The organism is Paenibacillus macerans (genome assembly GCF_900454495.1).
Lineage (GTDB): Bacteria > Bacillota > Bacilli > Paenibacillales > Paenibacillaceae > Fontibacillus > Fontibacillus macerans.
Genome location: NZ_UGSI01000002.1, coordinates 837,977 through 858,070, shown reverse-complemented (window position 1 = coordinate 858,070; position 20,094 = coordinate 837,977). Strand labels below are relative to the sequence as shown.

Sequence of the window (20,094 nt, the reverse complement as noted above, 5' to 3'; positions counted from 1 at the left end):
TCCTGATATCCTCCTCGTTGATTGTCAAAGCGAAGCCCGGGCTCCGGCTCAGATATTCGACGCTGGCCGTGTCTACCCCGGGCATCCCCCAAATTATCCGAGCAAAGCCGCCAGCAGCGCTTTTTGGGCATGCAGCCGGTTCTCGGCCTCGTCAAAAATAATCGAATGCGGGCCGTCGATGACGCCTTCGCTGACCTCTTCGCCGCGATGCGCCGGCAAACAGTGCAGAAAGACGTAGTCCGGTTTGGCGTATTTCGCCAGCTCTTCGTTGACCTGATAATCCTTAAAAGCGATCTCCCGGATTTTCTGCTCCTCTTCAAAGCCCATGCTGGCCCACACGTCCGTATAAATGGCGTCGGCGTCCCGCACAGCCTCTTTCGGCTCGCGGACCACTTCAATCCGCGCCCCCGTCGCTTTGGCGATTTCCTTCGCGTCCGCCACGATTTGCGGGTCCGGCTCGTAGCCCTCAGGGCTTGCCACCGACACGTGCACCCCAAGCTTCGCCCCGCCGATCATCAGCGAATGGGCCATGTTGTTGCCGTCGCCGATGTAGGCCAGCTTGAGCCCTTGGAGCTTCCCTTTGTGCTCGTAAAGCGTCTGGTAGTCGGCCAGCACCTGGCACGGATGAGCCGCATCACTGAGGCCGTTAATCACCGGCACGGCGGCGTGGCGGGCCAACTCGACCACTCTGTCGTGGCCAAACGTACGAATCATGATGCCGTCCAAATAGCGGGACATCACCCCGGCCGTATCGGAGATCGTCTCGCCGCGCCCGAGTTGGATGTCGTTTTTGCTCAAAAACAACGCATGCCCGCCCAATTGATAAATGCCCACTTCAAAAGACACCCGCGTCCGCGTCGACGATTTTTCGAAAATCAGCCCCACGGTTTTGCCTTTGAGCGGCTGATAGACCTCGCCGTTCTTCTGTTTGCGCTTGAGCTCAACGGCCAGGTCGATCAGGTAGTGGATTTCCTCCATAGTATAATCGGTCAATTCGATAAAATCACGTCCGCTAAGGCTAATACTGCTGTGTTTCCCCTGCTCCAGCAAAGTCATCGGTTATTTCCCCTCCTTGGCGGTATAGGCTGCGATCACGTCGGCCAGCATGGCTACGGCCTGATCGATGTCATCCTTCGTTACCTTCAGGTTCGGCAGCAGACGGATGACGTTGGGTCCCGCCGTGACGAACAGCAGGCCTTTCTCCTGGCCAAGCGTCACGATATCCGCGACCGGTCCGGCGCATTCGATGCCGATCAACAGGCCTTTGCCGCGAACCTCCTTGACGAACGGCACGGCCTGGAACGTTTTCTCCAGGCGGCTGATCAGGTAGCGTCCCATCTCGTCCGCGTGCTCGGGAATCCGCTCTTCCTTCATCGTTTCAAGCGTAGCGATGATCGCCGCCGCTATGACCGGGTTGCCGCCGAAGGTGGAGGCATGCGTTCCCGGCGTAAACGCCTCGCGCAAATACTCCTTCGCCAGCATTGCGCCGGCCGGGAGGCCGCTGGCGATACCTTTCGCCGAAGTGAAAATGTCCGGCTCAATGCCGTAGTGCTGGTAGGCGAACCACTTGCCGGTCCGGCCCATACCCGTTTGCACCTCGTCGATGATCAGCAGCACCCCCTGCTCCCGGCACAGCGCCGCAAGCTCCTGGACAAAGCCGTGATCAACCGGATACACACCGCCTTCGGCCTGAACCATCTCCAGCATCACCGCGGCGGTGTGCGGGCCGATGGCGGCTTTCAGCGCGTCCATGTCATACAGCGGCACGGTTTTGAAGCCGGCCGGCAGCGGCAGGAAGCCGTCCTTTACCTTTTGCTGGCCGGTGGCCGTCAGCGTGGCCAGCGTCCGGCCGTGGAACGATTGCTCGAACGTAATAATCTCATAACGTTCCGTTCCCTTCACCTTCTGGTGGTACCTGCGCGCCAGCTTGATCGCCGCTTCGTTCGCCTCCGCGCCGCTGTTGCAGAAAAACACCACATCAGCGCAGCTGACCTCGGTCAGCATCCGGGCCGCCGTCTCCTGCTGCGGAATGTGGAACAGGTTGCATACATGCCACAGTTCGTCGAGCTGGGCTTTCACCTTGGCCTTCACTTTTTCCGGCGCATGTCCCAGATTGGCTACGGCCAGACCGCTCATAAAGTCCAAATAGCGGTTGCCTTTGTCATCCCACAGCCAGCTCCCCTGGCCTTTTACCAGATGAATCGGATACCGGGCATAGCTTGGAAAAAGCGCGCTGGAGCCCGAGTTGGCGCCAGGGCTTGAGCTTCCATTAGGGTTGGAACTTGCACTGAGGCTGGAATTTGCTCCAAGGCTGAAGCTTGGACTAGGGCTGGTGCTCGCACCTGGACTTCCGGTTGAAGAGGCGCTCCCCGCTCCATTGGCGGCAGTTTCCGCAGGTTTCCCCGTTTCTTTTACGTCGCTTTGTGCCATAAGTTTTATCACTCCTGTCTATGATTAAGAAATCGACTCGCTGTGCAGCTCTTTTCACGACCAACACACGTAACATAAAGGCAAAAAATGTCGTTATTTCGGCCAATCCCCCACTTTGAGTGAAATAGAGGCAATTTATGTCGTTATTTTCACGAACCGCAGGGAATTGCCACTTTTTCGGGACCGCCCCTGGAAAATAAGGACCAAAAATGCCGCTATTCGGGATGAACATGTTCAATTCCAAAAAATAAGAGCATAAAACTCCGCTATTTTGATGAGACCACGTATCCGGATTGTTCTACTGGTTGTTCTACTTGTTGTTCTACTTGTTGCTCTACTGGTTGTTCTACAGGCTAGTCTCCGCAATCCAGCATCTATTAGTCTAACATATATCTACCGTCACTCTATTAACCTAACTATAACGCACTATAGCGCAAACGGGAACAACGGGGCTACTGCATCCGGACGATTTTGGTACCGATCTTTTCGCCGGACAGTACTTTCCCCAGCACGCCGGGTTCGGCGCCGTTGACGATGACGACTTCCTTGACTTTGCCGCTGATGCAGTCTACCGCTGCGCGAACCTTCGGAATCATGCCGCCGTAAATTTCCCCGGCCAAAATCATGTCCTCGATCTGCTGTACGGTAATCGTCTCCAGCACGCGCTTTTCCCCATTCACGGTCTTCATGATGCCGGGGACGTCCGTGACGACGATCATCCTCGACACGCCCAATTCGGACGCTACCGCGCCGGCCGCGGTATCGGCGTTGATGTTGTAGCGCTGGCCGTCCGGTCCGGCGCCGACCGGAGCGATGACCGGCATATAGCCGAGGTTCAGCACGCCGGCCACCAAATCGGCGTTGACCCCGGTCACTTCGCCGACCAAGCCAACTTCATGGCTAGCCGCCACCGGCTTCGCCTGCAGCAGGCCGCCGTCCACGCCGGACAGGCCAAGCGCCTTGCCGCCGGACTTGGCGATGCGGCGCACGATCATCTTGTTGATGCTGCCGGACAGCACCATCTCCACCACGTCAAGCACCTCTTCCGAGGTATAGCGCAGCCCGTTCACGAACTTGCTTTCGATCCCGAGCTTGCCGAGATTTTCCGAGATCGCCGGCCCGCCTCCATGCACGATAACCGGCTGGACTCCGCTCTCCTGCAGCTTGACGAGATCGCCGAAAAAAGAATCCGGCAGCTCCGCAAGCGTGCTGCCTCCGCATTTCATGACAAACATCCGCCCTCCGGAAAGCTTACCCGCCGCATCCGGAGCGCTGTTTACTGCCGTTGTCATCGTTCAAATGCTCCTTTCCGTCCGATAGATTTCAAAATTAGGTGAAGCGCAAGCGCAATAGCAATAGCAATAGCAATAGCAATAAAGTTCATCTTAAACTATCGGTCCGCCCCTGGACTAAGTCCGGTAAGCGGCGTTAATCCGCACGTAATCGTAGGTTAAATCGCAGCCCCAGGCGGTCGCTTCGCCCTTGCCGTTATGCAGGTCCACGAAGATGTTCACGGTGTCGCCCTTGAGATAGGCGAGCGCCTCATCCTCGTCGAAAGGAATCGGCCGCGAGCCCGACAGCACGAGAATGTGGCCGAGCCTGATGTCGACGGTCTCGGGGTTGATCGGCTCGCCTGCCCGGCCCGCCGCCGCGATGATCCGCCCCCAGTTGGCGTCGGCGCCAAACACCGCCGATTTGACCAGGCTCGAGCCAACGATCGTTTTGGCGATGGCGCGGGCAGACCCATCGGTGACAGCCCCCGTGACCGTCACCTCGACCAGGCGCGTGGCGCCCTCGCCGTCGCGGGCGATCGCCTTGGCGAGCGTCTCGCACACGTGCCGGAACGCGGCGGCGAAGGCGTCCCAGTCGGCGTGACCCGGCGCAAGCTCGCCGCCGCCGGCCAGGCCGCTGGCCATCGCCAGCAGCATGTCGTTTGTGCTGGTATCTCCGTCGACCGTGATCATATTAAATGTCAGGTCGGTCGTCTCACCCAGCAAGCTTTGCAAGGCCTGCGGCTCGATCGCGGCGTCGGTCGTCACGAAAGCGAGCATCGTCGCCATGTTCGGATGAATCATGCCCGAGCCTTTGGCCGCCCCGGCGATCGTCACCTCGCACCCGTCAACGTCCAGCTTGACGCACACCTCTTTTTTCACGAGGTCGGTGGTCAAAATCGCCTGGCAAAACTGCTCGGCGCCCTCGCCGCTCGCCGCCAATGCCGCCGGCAAACCGGCGATGCCGGCGGAAACGCGGTCCATCGGCAGCAGTTCGCCGATGACCCCGGTCGAGGCTACGGCGACTTCGTGCTCGCCGAGCCCAAACGCCGCGGCCGCCGCCGCGCGCATCGCGTACGCGTCGGCTTCGCCCTGCGCGCCGGTGCAAGCGTTGGCGTTGCCGCTGTTGACGACGACGGCCCGCAGCAGCCGCCCTCCCGACGCGATGCTCTCCCGCGTCACCTTCAACGGGGCGGCCTGGAACACGTTTGTCGTGTACACGGCCGCCGCCGCCGCCGGCACCTCGCATACGATTGCGCCGAGATCGTTGCGCGGCGTTTTTTTCAAGCCGCAATGCAGTCCGCCGGCCCGGAAGCCTTTTGGAGCGGTAATGCCTCCCTCCGGCGCAACGCGAAATAAACTAACTACTCCCATGACGTTCTCCTTTCCATCTTCAGCCGATTTCGATACTTTCGCTTAAACGCGCTGTTTATTTTCGAGGAGGCCAAAAGCCCCGCCAACCGTAAACTTAATTTACGGATAAACTGGAACGTAGTTCAGTCCGGCCGTTTCGTCCCAGCACATCATCAGGTTCAAGTTTTGAATCGCCTGGCCCGCGGCCCCTTTGACCATGTTGTCGATCACGGAAATGATCGTCAGCCTTCCGGTCCGCCGATCCGCCGCAAACCCGATGTCGCAATAGTTGGAGCCGAACACTTCTTTCGTCGCCGGCCAGATGCCGTTTTCGCGAATGCGGACAAAAGAACGCCCCTTGTAAAACTGCCGGTACAGCTGAATCAAATCGTCCTCGGTATATGCGCCCTTGAGCCCGGCGTATATTGTGCTCATAATTCCCCTCGTCATCGGCGCCAGATGTGTCGTAAACGTCACTGTCACCGGCTCGCCGGCGACCTGGGATAAAATTTGCTCGATTTCGGGAATATGCTGGTGTTTATTCACTTTATAGGCTTTTAAATTTTCGTTGATCTCCGCATAGTGCGTCGTCAGGCTTGTGCCTCTGCCCGAACCGGACACGCCTGATTTGGCGTCGATGATAATGCTGCCCGGATCGATCCAACCCGCGCTGAGCGCCGGGATCAGACCCAGCAGGGTCGCCGTCGGGTAGCAGCCGGGGTTGGAGATTAGCCCCGCGCCGGGCACCTCATCGCCGTATACTTCGCTAAGTCCGTAAACCGCCTGCTCCAGCAGCTTGCTGTCCGGCGCCTCATGTTTATACCACGTTTCATACACGTCTCCGTCTTTAAGCCGAAAATCGCCGGAAAGATCGATCACCTTCAGCCCGGCCTTCAGCAGTTCAGGCACCAGCTTGCCGCTGACGCCGGACGGCGTTGCGGTGAATACGACCTCCGCTTTGGCGGCGATTTCCTCCGGCTCCACCGCGTCCAAAGGCTGGACGATAATATCCGACAAATGCGGAAACCCTTCCGAGATCGGCGCTCCGGCGCTGGATGCCGAAATGACCGAAACAATCTCTACCGCCGGATGCCCCCATAAAAAACGAATCAGCTCCGCGCCTCCGTACCCCGTAGAACCGACAATCGCGACTTTTACTTTTTCCCCGTTCACCTGCTTGCCCTCGCTTTCTTCTCCCGCCTGTTCCTATCAAACCAACAACCCGGAATGTATAAAACCGTATTAAATATGTATTATTATACGAGCGAACTTATATAAATACAATCCCATTCCAAAAAATTTACACGGCAATGTTAGGAAACGGCCGGACTTAACGATTTGACCATATTAAAGTATAGTAGGTAGTAAATCATAAACAGCAGGAGTGGAGTAAGGAGGAGGTTCATCATGACAACCGTAGCTTTTGTTTACGCTCATCCCGATGATGAGACGTTCGGCTGTTCGTATCTGATCCGGCAAATCGCCGATGAAGGGGGCAATGCGGTGCTGCTAACGGCAACCCGGGGAGATGCGGGGAAGACCGGGAGATTAGGGGCCATGACCCGGGAGGAACTGGCCGCCAAAAGAGATTTGGAACTGGAGAAAGCCGCGAACATTTTAGGCATCTCCACGGTGGAGCAGCTAGGAATGGGGGACGGCAAGCTGAAGGATACGGATCCGGCCCTGCTGCGGGAGAAGATCGCCGATTTTTTGCGGCGCCATCAAGCCGAAATCGTCGTCACGTTTCCGGAGGACGGCATTTCCGGGCATCAGGATCATATCGTGATCCATCATGCCGTTAATGATGTAGTATTTAGCGGCCAGGCGCCCACGGTACAAAAGTTGTACTATAACCAATTCGGATCATTTGATTCGAAAAAGTCGAGTGTACTGCGCGTAGAAGCCGCCGGCCGCTGGGACGCCAAACGCCGGGCGTTGGAAGCTCATGAATCGCAAATCCTGAGCGTCGAGCGGGTATTCGGCAAATTGGGACCCGACGTTCCACCGCACCTCGGGTTTGAGTCATTCGAATTGGCCTGGGAGCGGGGAGTCCGGTTTCCGCTGAAACAGGAGCATTCCATCTATGATGGTTTGAGTTAAAAAAAGAAGCAGCCTGTGTTCGCTTGAGTATCGAACACAGGCTGCGTTTTTATCCAGATTAGGAATTAGCCCCCATGGTCTCCCATGGTCTCCATCAGATTGTAGATGAGCTTGGCGCTTTCAGCGCGCGTTCCGTATTCTTCAGGGCCAAAAGAAACATCCGTCCGCCCTTCAACAAGCCCGAGGGAACGGGCTACGTTTATCGCCGCTTTCGCCCATTGCGGGGCGGAAGCGATGTCCGTGAAGCCGGATTCGGTACCTGGCTGCGCTGGCTGGCCAGAACCGTACTCATACGCCCGAACTATCATGACAGCCATCTCCTGACGGGTGATCGGCGCATCCGGCGCAAAACTTGCCGCCCCCGTACCGGTTACGATTCCCGCCTGTGCCGCTAACGCGACTTCGTCCGCGTACCACTTGTCCGGAGCCACGTCCGCGAACCCGGCGTCCGCGCCCGTGCCTTGGAGATCAAGCAGACGAACCAGCATCGAGGCAAATTCCGCCCGCGTCACTTGCCGGCCCGGTTGGAACTTGTCGCCGGAAACGCCCTCCACCAGATGTTTTGCCGCGAGATGCATGATCTCACTTGCCGCCCAATGACCGTCCGGCAAATCGGTGAACGACTTCGTATATTCCAGAACAGCATATCTGCCAGCCTGGTTCAACAATGCCGTCAAAAATTTATCCTTCCAAACGCCGCCCAAGTATTCAAGCGAACCATCGCCGGCAAACCCGTAAATCCCCGTCAGGTTCCTGTCCGCATCCGGGTTCGCCGGCAGGAATATTTCGATCGGTTCATTGAACCGGGTAAGCCAAACGGTATCGCCTTCCTTGCTGTTCAAGGACAGCGAGAAGTCCATCACGTCGCTCGCCGCTTCAATCCCAGCCCCGGAAAGCACGCTTGCGTTACGCAGAAGAATTTTGGCTTCCTCGGCTTGTAAGGCATGTGCTTTCAGCACAATGGTACTGTTTTCCGGATGTTCGGTTTTCGCCAAACTGATAAGAGATCGAATGACCCCGGACGGGATAGAGACAGCCATATTGCCTGCTTGCACAAATAAAGCATTGCTCTCAAGCAGTTCCCCCGCATTCCCCGGCAGAATTAATTCGCGCAGCACCCCTTCAAAACGGAGTTCGATTTGTCCGTTTACTGCCTCTTGGCCGCTGAACTGCTCCGGCTTCACCACGAATCGTCCCGGTGTTTCGGACGTTGGAGGAGAGGCAGGCGCGGTTGGCGGTGCCGGCGTATTATTGCTCTTATTCGACGATTTCCCCCTGCCGCCCGTCAAACGATCCCGTCCAACCGTCACTTCAACGCTGGCGGTATGATTCTCGTAAGTCGCCGTAATGACCGTCTGGCCCTCCCGGACGGCTCTAACTACCCCGGCGGTATTTACCGCGGCAACCGCCGGATGGCTGCTGCTGAATTCAACCCCATCCGTCAAAGAGACGGACGTTCCGTCGCTGTAAGTCCCCGTCAAGCGGGCCGTTTGAGTTTCCCCCTCCGTCATGTTCCGGCGAAGATCCATCTCCAAACGCTCCAGCTTAACATCCGGTTTCTGTCCTTCAATGATCAGCGTGTATTGCCCGCTCATTCCCGCAAATTCCGCGGAAATCACCGTCGTGCCCTCGCTAAGCGCCCGGATCACGCCGGCCGCGTCGATAGTTGCAACTTCCGGACGGCTGCTTGCGTACTGAACACCTTCAACCACCTGCCGACGGGACCCGTCGTCATAAACGGCTTCCGTCACCGTTTGATCCGTCTCGCCGACATAAAGTTTATCCCGCCCACGCAATTCGATAGCGGCCAACTCGGCACCCGGCGACGGCGGCACCACCTCGACTACACTGTCGGCGTAAACGGCCTGGGTGACGGTGGAAGCTCTGACAACCGCCGTTCCCGATTCATGAGCGGTAACCAGACCGTCCGCGTCGACCGTGACGACGTTATCCCCGCTCGAGCTGTAAACGGACCAGGTGACCGACTTATTATTCGCGTGCTCGGGCAATACGGTGGCGTTCAGCTTGATGCTGCCGCCCACCTGAATTTTGGCTTCCGTGCGATCCAGTACGACGGATTGCGGGGCCGCTTTGGCCAGTGTAAACCGATCCACGATCCGGTCAGTGATGGTCTTGGCGGCAAAGCTCAGTTCATCCCCGTCTATTTTGATCGATGCATACATCTGGACCTCTTCGCCGTCCGTAATTTTCTGCCATTCGCGCGGCACCACCTGATAAAATTTCGGACCGGTAGAGCCGGCCACGACGTAAGTCGTCCCTTCTCCTTCCCCGACCGGCTTGTTGCCTTTCATCGGATGGGTCCGCATATACACATGGTCGTGTCCGTTCAGAGCCAGGTCGACCCGGAACTCGTCTAAAACCGGAGTCCAGGCGTTCCGGATATGCTCCGAATCGTAAATGCTGCCGTACGCGCCACGGTGGAATATGACGATCTTCCACGTCTTGCCGGTCGACGCCAAGTCCTCCCGCAACCATTCCCGCTGTTTTTCAAAATCGTATTCGCTGTTCAAAACGGCAAAATGCGCATTCAGATAATCAAAAGAGTAATTGCTTCCTTTCAACGAATCGATGCCATTCTGCGGATGATTGAAGTGCGCCAGGAAATAATCGTTTTTCTTCGGACCGGTGACTTCGTGGTTGCCGACGACGGATACGATCGTACTGTTCAATAACGTCTGCTGGGCGGCGCCAAACCACATGTTCCACTCGTTTTCCTTATATCCGTCTTCCACCATATCGCCAGCATGCACCATGAAGCTGGAGTCCGGATGTTCCGCCGCCGCTTTCTTGGCGATATCTCCCCACAATTTGAAGCCGGACGCGTTGGTCGCCTGGGAATCGGCAAAATAGAGAAACTCGAACGCGTCCCCGGATGCCGCGGCCGTGCGGAACGTTCCCTGCGAGCTGGTGTTCCCGGCTCCGTCGCCTACCCGGTAGACGTACTCCGTTCCGGGATCCAGGTTGTCGGCGACCGCCTTGTGCACCCTGACGGTTCCGATGTCCCACGTGTTGAACAAGTAGTCGGAACCAATCACCTTAAATACGTTAGGTTGGGAAAAATCAATAAATTCCGATTTCTTGGCAATCTCCACAACCGTTTCTTTCACATCCGGATGCGTATGCCATGTAAAAGCGCGCGAGCTGCTCGGATCCGCCCCCATCGTTACGCTGATATTGTTCGGAACCGGATTCCCGGCCAATGGCGAAACCTTGAATTTGAGCACGGGACTGTAGAAATTCCCCTTCACCGCTTGCAGCTCGTACTCTTTCAACCCGTCCGTAAGGTCGTTCGTTTCCAGCTTCCCGCTCGCGTCCGTAACGCCGAGCTCGGTGCCGTCGGCCGTCACTGTCGCGTCTTCAACGGCGGCGCCCGCTTCATCGGTGACCTGAATCGTCGTGGCCCCTCCTTGGATAACCCCGTTTTCGTCCCATGCGAGCCGCAAATGGTGTCTGATCTCCGACTCGACCGGCAAGCCGTAAAGCCTGAAGCTGGTATCTCCCTGATCCTTCAGCTTGATCGCGCCGGACCGGAAGGCGATACGATGCGTATCGGACGCGGCCGGTTTCACCTTGAACCGGATTTGCGCAAGCGGCTCATGATCCGTCAAGCCGGACGCCTCCAGACCGTTGAAATCAATCCGAACCGTCCCGGATTCGGGTTCGATCGCAGACCGCAGCTGGGTTTCCGTCAGCTTTTCGCTTGCCGCAACCTGCAGATCCTCCGCCTTGGCCGGATCAAAGCCGAATTCGATAAACCCTTCGTGAATTCCCGCAGCCTTCACCGCCCGCACGCCGAGCGTATACGAATTGCCCGCATACACGCTTGCCGGGCCGTCGTATTCGATTTTCGGCGCTCCGGTATCGACCGTGAACGTCCATTCCTTCTCCGTCTGATTGCCGGACAAATCGCGGATTTTCAGCTTGGCCGCGTGAACTCCGTCCGTCAGGGGAATGGCGGGAGTATAGTGGATTTGCCCTTTAGGCGGATACAGTGTGTGCTGTACCAGTTCTCCATCAACATACAGCCTGATTTTATCCGGATCGATCAGCGTCGTCCCCGGATGAACCGCCGGATCATACCCGTAATCTTCGCCAAAGGCTTGGATTTTCGGCGTATTCGTGTCGATCGTGTTTCCATCCGCGGGGGAAACGTCCTTGATCAACGGGGCGTCCAAATCGTCGTTCGCGGGACCGTACAGTGCCCGGATTTGGTCGATATAGATCGCGCCCGCGTCCTTATTATCGTTTTTCGTTTCCATATAGCGCACCGGCATGGCGAGTTTCAGCGGCAGCGGTCTGCCTTGCGGCACCTCCGCCTCCAGATAGCGCCAGCCCGTGAAGTCGACGCCTACGGTCTCTTCGACAAAGTTGATCGGGATATTCCCGCCGTTGGCGTCGAACATTTGTGCCCGGAGCCAGTGCTTCTTCCCGTCTCCATAAACCCACATGCTGATTTTTTCCGGATATCCCGGAATTTCGATGTAATCGTCGGCGCTTTTCGCTTTGATATAAGCTCCGGAAGTCCCGATCGTCCCCGTGAAGTCGTACTCCAGCTTCGCCGACTTGTTTCCGAAGCGGACAAAGTCCTCATTCGTTTCTTCGCTGACGCCGGCCAATGTGTACCGGTCGCCTGCGCTTGGCAGATACCGGTCCAGTCCGTTCTCGAAATCCTCCAGAATCACCGGAGGGAGGCCAACGTGAACATCCATGGAAACTTCTATTCCCCGATAGCTCGCGATAATCCTGCCGCTTTGTTCAGTCTCCGTCGTCGCGGTGAACGTTCCGTTCTCGTCAATGCTCCCGATCGGACCTTCTACCCGCCACTCGAACATGCGGTTGTCCGCCTGAATCACTTGCCCGTTCCGCAACGCCGTCACGGACAAGGTTTGCTGAGCTCCCGAGGTAAACGTTCTGACCGCGTCGGGAAACTTCAGTTCGCTCAGTTCGTCCACGACTTCTACCTGTCCGCTTCCCGCGAGGCCGCCGGCCGTAACGGAAATATCAGCCATTCCCGGCGTATTTCCCGCCGTAAACAATCCCGATTCATCGATCGACCCGACGGATGCATCCACACTCCAATTTGGCGATCCCGCAAACGGGGCAGGATGGGCATACTCATCGACGGCAGCCGTATTGAACCGGAAACTAGAACCGATCAGCACCCGCTCCAGGTTCGGCTGGACCACGAGCTTGGATGCCGCGGATTCCGGCGCTTTATTGACAAGCAAAATGCCGTTTGCGGTTTTGCGCTCCGCTCCATCGGAAGGTCGGTTCAATATTTTCCGCGTCGGCTCCCCGGGAAGTCTGGCCACAAACGTCGCCGAACCGCCTCCGTCAAGAAGCAGCGCGTCGACAATCCCCATGTCTTTCAACATGAGCGCCAAATCCTGAAAGGATACGCCTTCGCTGAACCCCGGCGCACGCCCGTCGACTTCCAGCATAACCACCGTGCCGTCGGCCTTAGTTCCGATCGCCACCCGCGGATACAGCTCCCGGTCCGGATCGGACATCGGTACTCCGTCCTTGACCAGCAGGTGCTGTCCGCCGACCGCCATTTTCACATCGCCCCACGCCTCTTCAAAAGCAAAACTGGCAGTGATTTCGTCGTCAATTTTCAGCCCCGACAGCAGCTCTCGGTAACTGCCGGAAGCGGACAACACCACTTTGCCTTCCGCAAGCGGCGTGTTCCCCTGGTCCTTGTGGATGGCCGCAACGCGCAGCCGCATCGTTTCCCCGCTTTTCACCGCTCCGTCCAAAACTTCCAGTTCAACCTCGTCACCCAGATCGTTCGTCATGGTGGAGGTATAGAAAGAAGGTGTGTAAAGGATCAGCGCCTCGCTGTTGAACCGCATCCGGTTAATATGATGAATCGGCACGGTATTGCCATTGATATTCAGCGTTCTGTCCAGTCTGGGGCTAGCTCCGTAAATGGTCGTTCCGTCGCTTTTCATCCCAAACGCAAACCAATCGTCGGGAGGGCTGGTCAAAATCTCTCCATCCCCCATAAACAGACCAAGCGGCACGCCCGTCGACATGTCATAAAAATCCGCGTTGATTGCGGCAATAACCCGATTGCCGGAGCGATCCGCGTCATTGGCCATCTTGGTGACTCCCTGCATGCCGTATACTTTGCCTTCCGTTTTACCCGGCTGCAGCTCAAGCGCGGGATTCCGCGGATCAAACTCGACAAAATGGACTTTTTCCAAGCCTTGCGGCAGCTTCATATCGTACCAAGTGTAATGTGCGTCCGGGCCTATTTCCATTTTGCGCTCGTCCAGAACTTGTCCAAACGGCGCCGCCTTCATTTCCTCCGCCCGCGCTGCCCCCATGGGGAAGCACGATAACAAAACAGCTGCGATCAGAAGCATGATTAACGTACGCCTGCCCGATTTTTCGATAATGCCCATAACTAAAAATGAACTCCTCTCGGTTTGGTTAGTAATACTTCTTGATAATAATAAGTTTGGATTGTCAATGGTGTGTTTAGCGGGTGTTAACAATCTTGGAGTGACTGTTAAATTAATACTTCGTAAAGAAAACTCCTCTATATTTAGCGATTTACTTTAACCGCTAAATATAGAGGAGTTTTTTCTTACCCTCGCTTAAACCCTTCTCCCAAAACCTCATGGGCATTTGTGATGATGACGAAGGCGGTGGGGTCCAGCGTCTGTACGAGCGTTTTGAGCCGGGTGACCTCGCTTTGCCCCACGACCACCATCAGCACGGTCCGTTGATCGCCGGTATATCCGCCGCGCCCGTCCAGCTTGGTGAGCCCGCGGTCCAATTGCGACAGCACAGCCTTCGAGATTTCCTCGGTCTTTTCGGCGATGATATAGGCCACTTTCGTATAGTTAAAGCCAAGCTCGATCGCGTCGATGATTTTGCCGGTAATGTATAGGCCGATTAGAGCGTATAGCGCCTTTTCCGGGGAGAGTATAAACATAGCCAATGCAATCACGGTACCGTCCATCAGGACAACGCAAACGGATAGGCTGAGCCCGCTGTACTTCTGAATGATTTGCGCAAGCGTGGACAAACCTCCGGTCGATCCGCGCCCCCGAAAAACGATGCCCAGCCCCAGGCCTACGCCGATCCCCCCATACAAAGAAGCGAGCAGCGGGTCGGTCGTCGGGACCGGAAAATCTTTGGTCAGAAACACGAATAAAGGCAAAACGACCGTACCTAGCAAAGAGCGAATCGCGTAATCCCGCCCGAGCAGTAAATACCCCGCGACAAAAAGAGGAATATTCAGCGCCCACTGGGTATACGCCGGCTCCATGCCAAATAGCGCTTGAACGATAATCGAAATCCCCGATACGCCGCCCGAGGCGATGTGGTTCGGGACGAGAAATAAGTTGAAGGCCAGCGCCGTGATCAGCGATCCTACGAGAATCATCGCCGTGTCGATCGCATGGCGTACCGGTCCAGTTAAAGGAATATAATCCCCAAATCTGCGTTTGCGGGTTTTAGGCGGCACCGCGGCCCCTCCTTATTTGATCGCTTCTAAAACTATTATGTATGCACCCGAAAAATAAAAACCCACCCGATCAAGGCGGGACAAGCCCTTCGCCTGAGGTGGGTTTTCGGTTCTATAGTTGAATGCGGCACAAGGACGAAATTAGGCCTCGGAGCGAATTTGGCTGCGCAAATATCCGTCAATAAACGCGTCCAGGTCTCCGTCCATGACCGCGCCGATGTTGCCCGTCTCCACCGAGGTGCGGTGATCTTTCACCATGCTGTACGGATGGAACACGTAGGAACGGATCTGACTGCCCCAGGCGATATCGGATTGCTCGCCGCGGATTTCGTCCAGTTCCTTCTGCTGCTCCTCCAGCTTGCGCTCGTACAGCTTGGAACGAAGCATCGTCATGGCGCGCTCGCGGTTTTTGATCTGGGAGCGCTCGTTCTGGCACGTCACCACGATCCCGGTCGGAATATGCGTAATCCGCACCGCCGAGTCGGTCGTGTTGATGTGCTGGCCGCCGGCGCCGCTGGCACGGTACGTGTCGATCTTCAAGTCCTCGGGACGGACTTCGACTTCGACGTCTTCGCTGATCTCCGGCACGACATCGCAGGATACAAACGAGGTGTGACGCCGCCCGGAAGCGTCAAACGGCGAAATCCGCACCAAGCGGTGCACGCCTTTTTCCGCCTTCAGGTAGCCGTAAGCGTTGTACCCTTTAATCAGCAGGGTTACGCTTTTGATCCCCGCTTCGTCGCCGGGCAAATAGTCCAGCGTCTCTACCTTGAAGCCGCGTTTCTCGGCCCAGCGGGTGTACATCCGCAGCAGCATTTGCCCCCAGTCCTGGGATTCGGTGCCGCCCGCGCCAGGGTGAAGTTCCAGAATCGCGTTCATTTTGTCGTAAGGCTGATTAAGCAGCAGCTGCAGTTCGAAATCCTCAAGCTTCTTCACCAATGCGGCAACCGACTCGGAAATTTCCGCCGCCAGCGAATCGTCGCCTTCCTCCTCGGCCAGCTCGGCCATCGTTTCGATGTCGTCATATTCCCCTTGCAGCGCCAGGTACTGATCAACGGAGGACTTCACGGCGTTCATCTCGGCGATGATCGCCTGAGCCTTCTCGTTGTCGTCCCAAAAGTCCGGGGCCGCCATTTTTTCTTCATAGTTGGCGATCATCTCTTGCTTAAGATCTAAGTCAAAGAGACCCCCTAAGATTGGATAATTTCTTGGCGATTTCGCGCATATCATGCTTTACGTTGGCCTCGATCATGTTAATCACCTTTCATTAAGAGGTTGTTCAAAAAGTCGTCTTTCCATGACGAAGTAGTTCAGGGAATGGATCGGGCGTCGAATCTTGAATTCAGCCGGGCCTTCCAAGCGGATGCTTCCGAAGCATGTTTCCTTCGGAAACATTTGACTCACGTAGATCTGTCTACGCTCCGCTACTCAGTCCCTGGCTTCATCCAACCTTCTCGGTCCTGAAAATCCAACTTTTTGAACTCGCATTTTAAGCATTTTGTCCGTGGCAGTGTTTGTATTTCTTGCCGCTGCCGCATGGGCAAAGGTCATTACGGCCGATTTCCTCGCCGCGTTTGACCGGGCGTTTCTCGGCCGGCTCGCCGCTGGTGGAAATTTTGCTTTCTTCCACAACCGCCTGGCGCTCTTGGTTGGATTCCACCTGCGCCTTCATAATATATGTTGCCACTTCCTCCTGGATACTGGCGATCATCGCGTTGAACATTTCATAACCTTCAAATTGATACTCGCGCAGCGGGTCCGTACCGCCGTACGCCCGCAGATGGATGCCTTGACGCAATTGATCCATCGCGTCGATGTGGTCCATCCACTTGCTGTCCACGGCGCGCAGGGCGATAACTTTCTCGAATTCGCGCACCATTTCCGGGCCGATCGCCTGTTCGCGGGCTTCGTATTTGGTCAACACGCGCTCGAAAATAAACTCCACCATCTCCGGCGCTTCCTTGCCCCACAGGTCATCCTTCGAAATCGCCCCTTCGTCCAACAGCTTGCTGTTGACGTAGTCGGCTACCTCCTGGAGCTCCCAGTTTTCCGGGATTTCGTCGGCGGTGTGCGCCTCTACAACCCGTTCGATCACCGGCTTGATCATATCGAGGACGATTTGCTTGATGTTCTCGGATTCCAGCAATTCACGGCGCTGCTTATAGATGATTTCCCGCTGCTGATTCATAACGTCGTCATATTGCAGGACGACTTTCCGCACGTCGAAGTTGTTGCCTTCGACCCGCTTCTGCGCGGATTCGATCGCCCGGGTGATCATCTTGCTTTCGATCGGCTGGTCTTCCTCGAAACCGAGGCGGTCCATCATGTTCAGCACATTGTCCGCCCCGAACCGCTTCATCAGTTCGTCGCCGAGCGACAGGTAGAACTGGGTTGAACCCGGGTCGCCTTGGCGTCCGGCGCGGCCGCGCAGCTGGTTATCGATCCGGCGCGATTCGTGGCGTTCCGTACCGATAATATGAAGGCCGCCCAGATCGGCAACGCCCTCGCCCAGCAAAATGTCGGTACCGCGGCCCGCCATGTTGGTGGCGATCGTTACGGCTCCGGCTTGGCCGGCGCGCGAAATAATTTCCGCCTCTTCGGCATGGTACTTGGCATTCAGCACTTTATGCTGGACGCCTTTGCGCTTCAGCATTTCCGAGACGCGTTCGGAGTTTTCGATCGACACCGTGCCGACGAGTACCGGCTGGTTGTTTTTGTGCCGCTTCACGATCTCTTCCACGACCGCCTTGAACTTGCCGTCTACGCTCTTGTAAACGACGTCCGGCATGTCGACCCGCTGGTTCGGCTTGTTGGTCGGGATCTGCAGTACTTCCAGACCGTAAATTTTCTTGAATTCCTCTTCCTCCGTTTTCGCCGTACCGGTCATCCCGGCAAGCTTGCGGTACATACGGAAGTAGTTCTGGAACGTAATCGTGGCCAAGGTCATGCTTTCGTTCTGCACCTTGATGTCTTCCTTGGCTTCGATCGCCTGATGCAAACCGTCGCTGTAGCGGCGTCCCGCCATCAAACGGCCCGTAAATTCGTCGACGATCAACACTTCGTCTCCCGTAACAACATAATCGACGTCGCGGCGCATAATGACGTTCGCCTTGAGTGCTTGCACCACATGGTGATTCAGAGTCACATGCTTCTGGTCATAAAGGTTGTCGACGCCAAAAGCCCGTTCCGCTTTGGCCACCCCTTTTTCGGTGAGCGCTACTGCCTTCACTTTAATATCTACGGTATAGTCCTCTTCCGGTACTAGCGTCTTCACGAACCGGTCGGCGGCATAATACAGCTCCGTCGATTTTTGCCCGTGCCCGGAAATAATCAGCGGCGTCCGCGCTTCGTCGATCAAAATGGAGTCAACTTCGTCAATAATGCAAAAATAAAGCGGACGTTGTACCATCTGCTCTTTATAAAGCACCATGTTGTCGCGAAGGTAATCGAATCCGAATTCGTTGTTCGTTCCGTACGTAATGTCGCAGGCATACGCCTCCTGTTTTTGATGGTGCTCCATGCCGTTCAGGTTGATCCCGACCGTCATGCCCAGGAAGTTGTAAATCTGCCCCATCTGCTCACTGTCACGCTGCGCCAGGTAGTCATTGACGGTGACGACATGCACGCCTTTGCCGAGGAGCGCATTCAAATAAACCGGTAAGGTCCCGACCAGCGTTTTCCCTTCACCGGTTTTCATCTCCGCAATTTTGCCCTCATGGAGAGCGATGCCGCCCAGCATCTGCACATCAAAATGGCGCATGCCCAGCGTGCGCTTGGAGGCTTCTCTTACCGTAGCATACGCTTCGGGAAGGAGCTCTTCAAGCGTTTCCCCTTTTTCGATCCGTTCGCGGAATTCCGCCGTTTTCTCTTTTAATTGCTCGTCCGACAATGCTTCAAATTGCGGCTCCAATGAATTTATATAGTCCACCGTCTTCATAAGACGTTTGACATCACGTTCATTCGTGTCGCCAAATATCTTTTTTACTAATCCCAGCATGGTTTACCCCTTTCACGCATAAACAGATGATTTGCCTAAATTGTAACAGTTTGTAATGGCCGCCGCAACACGCCCGATCATACCTCTATTGCGCTAAAGCGCCATGTATATGAATAAAGAGCCCTATCCGCGAGGGGATAAGGCTCGTTTCCTTTACGTTTGGGATGCAGGAATTACCACCTCATTCACCTAATCGCCATAAAGAGGTTGTTCAGAAAGTCATTTTCCGGCTCTTTGAACTCGCACTTTAAGCTGGAGAAATCAAGGGGTTAGCCCTGTTCAATCAAACCGTATTTGCCGTCGTTCCGTTTGTAAACGACATTCACTTCGCGCGTGTCGATGTTGGAGAAGACAAAGAAATTATGCCCTATCATGTTCATTTGCAAAATCGCTTCTTCCACATCCATCGGCTTCAAGGTGAAGCGTTTGGTCCGGACGACCTCCAGTTCCTCGTCGCTTTCATCCACGGCTACGGAACCACCGTTGGCATTTTCGGCGAACAGGACGTTCTTGACGCCTTTCTGGCGCAGCTTACGGTTGATTTTCGTTTTGTGCTTGCGAATTTGACGTTCCAGCTTGTCCACAACCGCATCGATCGATGCGTACATGTCGTCGCTGCGGTCCTCCGCGCGAAGCACAACGCCGGTAAGAGGAATCGTCACCTCTACCGCGTGCAAACCTCGTACCACACTTAACGTGACAGTACCGTCTGAGGTGGGGGGTGCATCAAAGTACTTGTCTAGCCGGCTGAGCTTCTTGTCTACGTAGTCACGCAAGGCCTCAGTCACTTCAATTTGCTGTCCTCGAATACTAAAATTCATAGGGCACTCCTCCTTTGCTTTGCACCTTCATTATACCACAGGTGTTAAGGCAAAGTAAAAAGAGTTAAGGGAGTGTAAAAAGCACACCCTGAGCTGGTTAATGCTTAAGCTTTCTCCTCTGTCTCCAACTCCGAAGAAGCAACAACAGCAGCGCTCCGCATGCGGCCCCCGCCGTGTCCAGCAGCACATCCTGGAATAAAGGGGTGCGGTCGGGCGTCAGCATTTGATGCAGTTCATCCGAACACGCATAAAGAAAGGAAATCAGCACCGCCCCAAAAAAGCTTCTTCCGTTTCGCGATGAATTCAAGGCGTAAACGAGCAGAAAACCGAGCAGCCCATAGATCGAAAAATGCGCCGCCTTGCGAATGAAAAACTCGACGATGCCGGCGCCTCCCAGACTTTGCAAGCTAACTTCGTGCCCGCCATAGGAGAACGTGATCCCGTCGAAAAATTCGGCAATCACCGATTTGGAAACGTTTTTTTCAATTTCGGGTTTAAGCGTTTGTTGTTCATAGGGCTGAGCGGAAAACAGAAATATAATCAGCATGACGATGATCGCCGGAATCCACCGGGAAAATGTTCGGAATTTCAAATCAAGAGCTACCTCCTCAACAAATAAAGACC

General features: G+C 55.8%; 12 protein-coding genes. 1 reads left to right on the top strand and 11 read right to left on the bottom strand.

What is annotated here, in order from left to right; genetic code table 11:
• Positions 1 to 93: 93 nt before the first annotated feature.
• The 5 genes from argF to argC form a co-directional block, all read right to left on the bottom strand.
• Positions 94 to 1,056, bottom strand: coding sequence for an ornithine carbamoyltransferase (gene argF / locus DYE26_RS26890; protein WP_036619372.1), 963 nt, complete (start codon positions 1,054 to 1,056; stop codon positions 94 to 96).
• 3 nt (positions 1,057 to 1,059) lie between these two features.
• The gene (locus DYE26_RS26885) at positions 1,060 to 2,430 is read right to left on the bottom strand and encodes an acetylornithine transaminase (RefSeq protein ID WP_082207644.1); all 1,371 of its coding nucleotides are present in this window, start codon (positions 2,428 to 2,430) and stop codon (positions 1,060 to 1,062) included.
• A gap of 452 nt (positions 2,431 to 2,882) precedes the next feature.
• Positions 2,883 to 3,722, bottom strand: coding sequence for an acetylglutamate kinase (gene argB, locus DYE26_RS26880; RefSeq protein WP_036619370.1), 840 nt, complete (start codon positions 3,720 to 3,722; stop codon positions 2,883 to 2,885).
• 117 nt (positions 3,723 to 3,839) lie between these two features.
• Positions 3,840 to 5,075: a bifunctional glutamate N-acetyltransferase/amino-acid acetyltransferase ArgJ gene (gene argJ, locus DYE26_RS26875; RefSeq protein WP_036619368.1), complete on the bottom strand. Its 1,236-nt coding sequence runs from the start codon at positions 5,073 to 5,075 to the stop codon at positions 3,840 to 3,842.
• A 99-nt stretch (positions 5,076 to 5,174) separates the two neighbouring features.
• Positions 5,175 to 6,227, bottom strand: coding sequence for an N-acetyl-gamma-glutamyl-phosphate reductase (gene argC, locus DYE26_RS26870; RefSeq protein ID WP_036619367.1), 1,053 nt, complete (start codon positions 6,225 to 6,227; stop codon positions 5,175 to 5,177).
• 234 nt (positions 6,228 to 6,461) lie between these two features.
• On the opposite strand from argC, the gene DYE26_RS26865 reads away from it, so the two are divergent.
• Positions 6,462 to 7,154, top strand: coding sequence for a PIG-L deacetylase family protein (locus DYE26_RS26865; RefSeq protein ID WP_036619366.1), 693 nt, complete (start codon positions 6,462 to 6,464; stop codon positions 7,152 to 7,154).
• A 65-nt stretch (positions 7,155 to 7,219) separates the two neighbouring features.
• On the opposite strand, the gene DYE26_RS26860 is transcribed toward DYE26_RS26865, so the two are convergent.
• From DYE26_RS26860 to DYE26_RS26835, 6 genes are all read right to left on the bottom strand, one after another.
• Positions 7,220 to 13,582 (bottom strand): phosphodiester glycosidase family protein, encoded by a 6,363-nt coding sequence (locus tag DYE26_RS26860; RefSeq protein WP_036619365.1) that lies wholly within the window; start codon positions 13,580 to 13,582, stop codon positions 7,220 to 7,222.
• A gap of 185 nt (positions 13,583 to 13,767) precedes the next feature.
• On the bottom strand, positions 13,768 to 14,652 hold the full coding sequence (locus DYE26_RS26855; protein ID WP_036619364.1) for a YitT family protein: 885 nt from the start codon (positions 14,650 to 14,652) through the stop codon (positions 13,768 to 13,770).
• Between the two features lie 141 nt (positions 14,653 to 14,793).
• Positions 14,794 to 15,904, bottom strand: a protein-coding gene (gene prfB / locus DYE26_RS26850) for a peptide chain release factor 2 (RefSeq protein WP_115311334.1) whose coding sequence is annotated in 2 segments (ribosomal slippage) — positions 14,794 to 15,831 and positions 15,833 to 15,904 — 1,110 coding nt in all. Because the reading frame shifts where the segments join, the coding sequence is not laid out codon by codon here.
• Between the two features lie 237 nt (positions 15,905 to 16,141).
• On the bottom strand, positions 16,142 to 18,649 hold the full coding sequence (gene secA / locus DYE26_RS26845) for a preprotein translocase subunit SecA (RefSeq protein ID WP_036619363.1): 2,508 nt from the start codon (positions 18,647 to 18,649) through the stop codon (positions 16,142 to 16,144).
• 269 nt (positions 18,650 to 18,918) lie between these two features.
• The gene (gene hpf, locus DYE26_RS26840) at positions 18,919 to 19,470 is read right to left on the bottom strand and encodes a ribosome hibernation-promoting factor, HPF/YfiA family (protein WP_036619362.1); all 552 of its coding nucleotides are present in this window, start codon (positions 19,468 to 19,470) and stop codon (positions 18,919 to 18,921) included.
• Between the two features lie 97 nt (positions 19,471 to 19,567).
• Positions 19,568 to 20,062: a VanZ family protein gene (locus tag DYE26_RS26835; RefSeq protein WP_036619361.1), complete on the bottom strand. Its 495-nt coding sequence runs from the start codon at positions 20,060 to 20,062 to the stop codon at positions 19,568 to 19,570.
• Between the last annotated feature and the right edge of the window lie 32 nt (positions 20,063 to 20,094).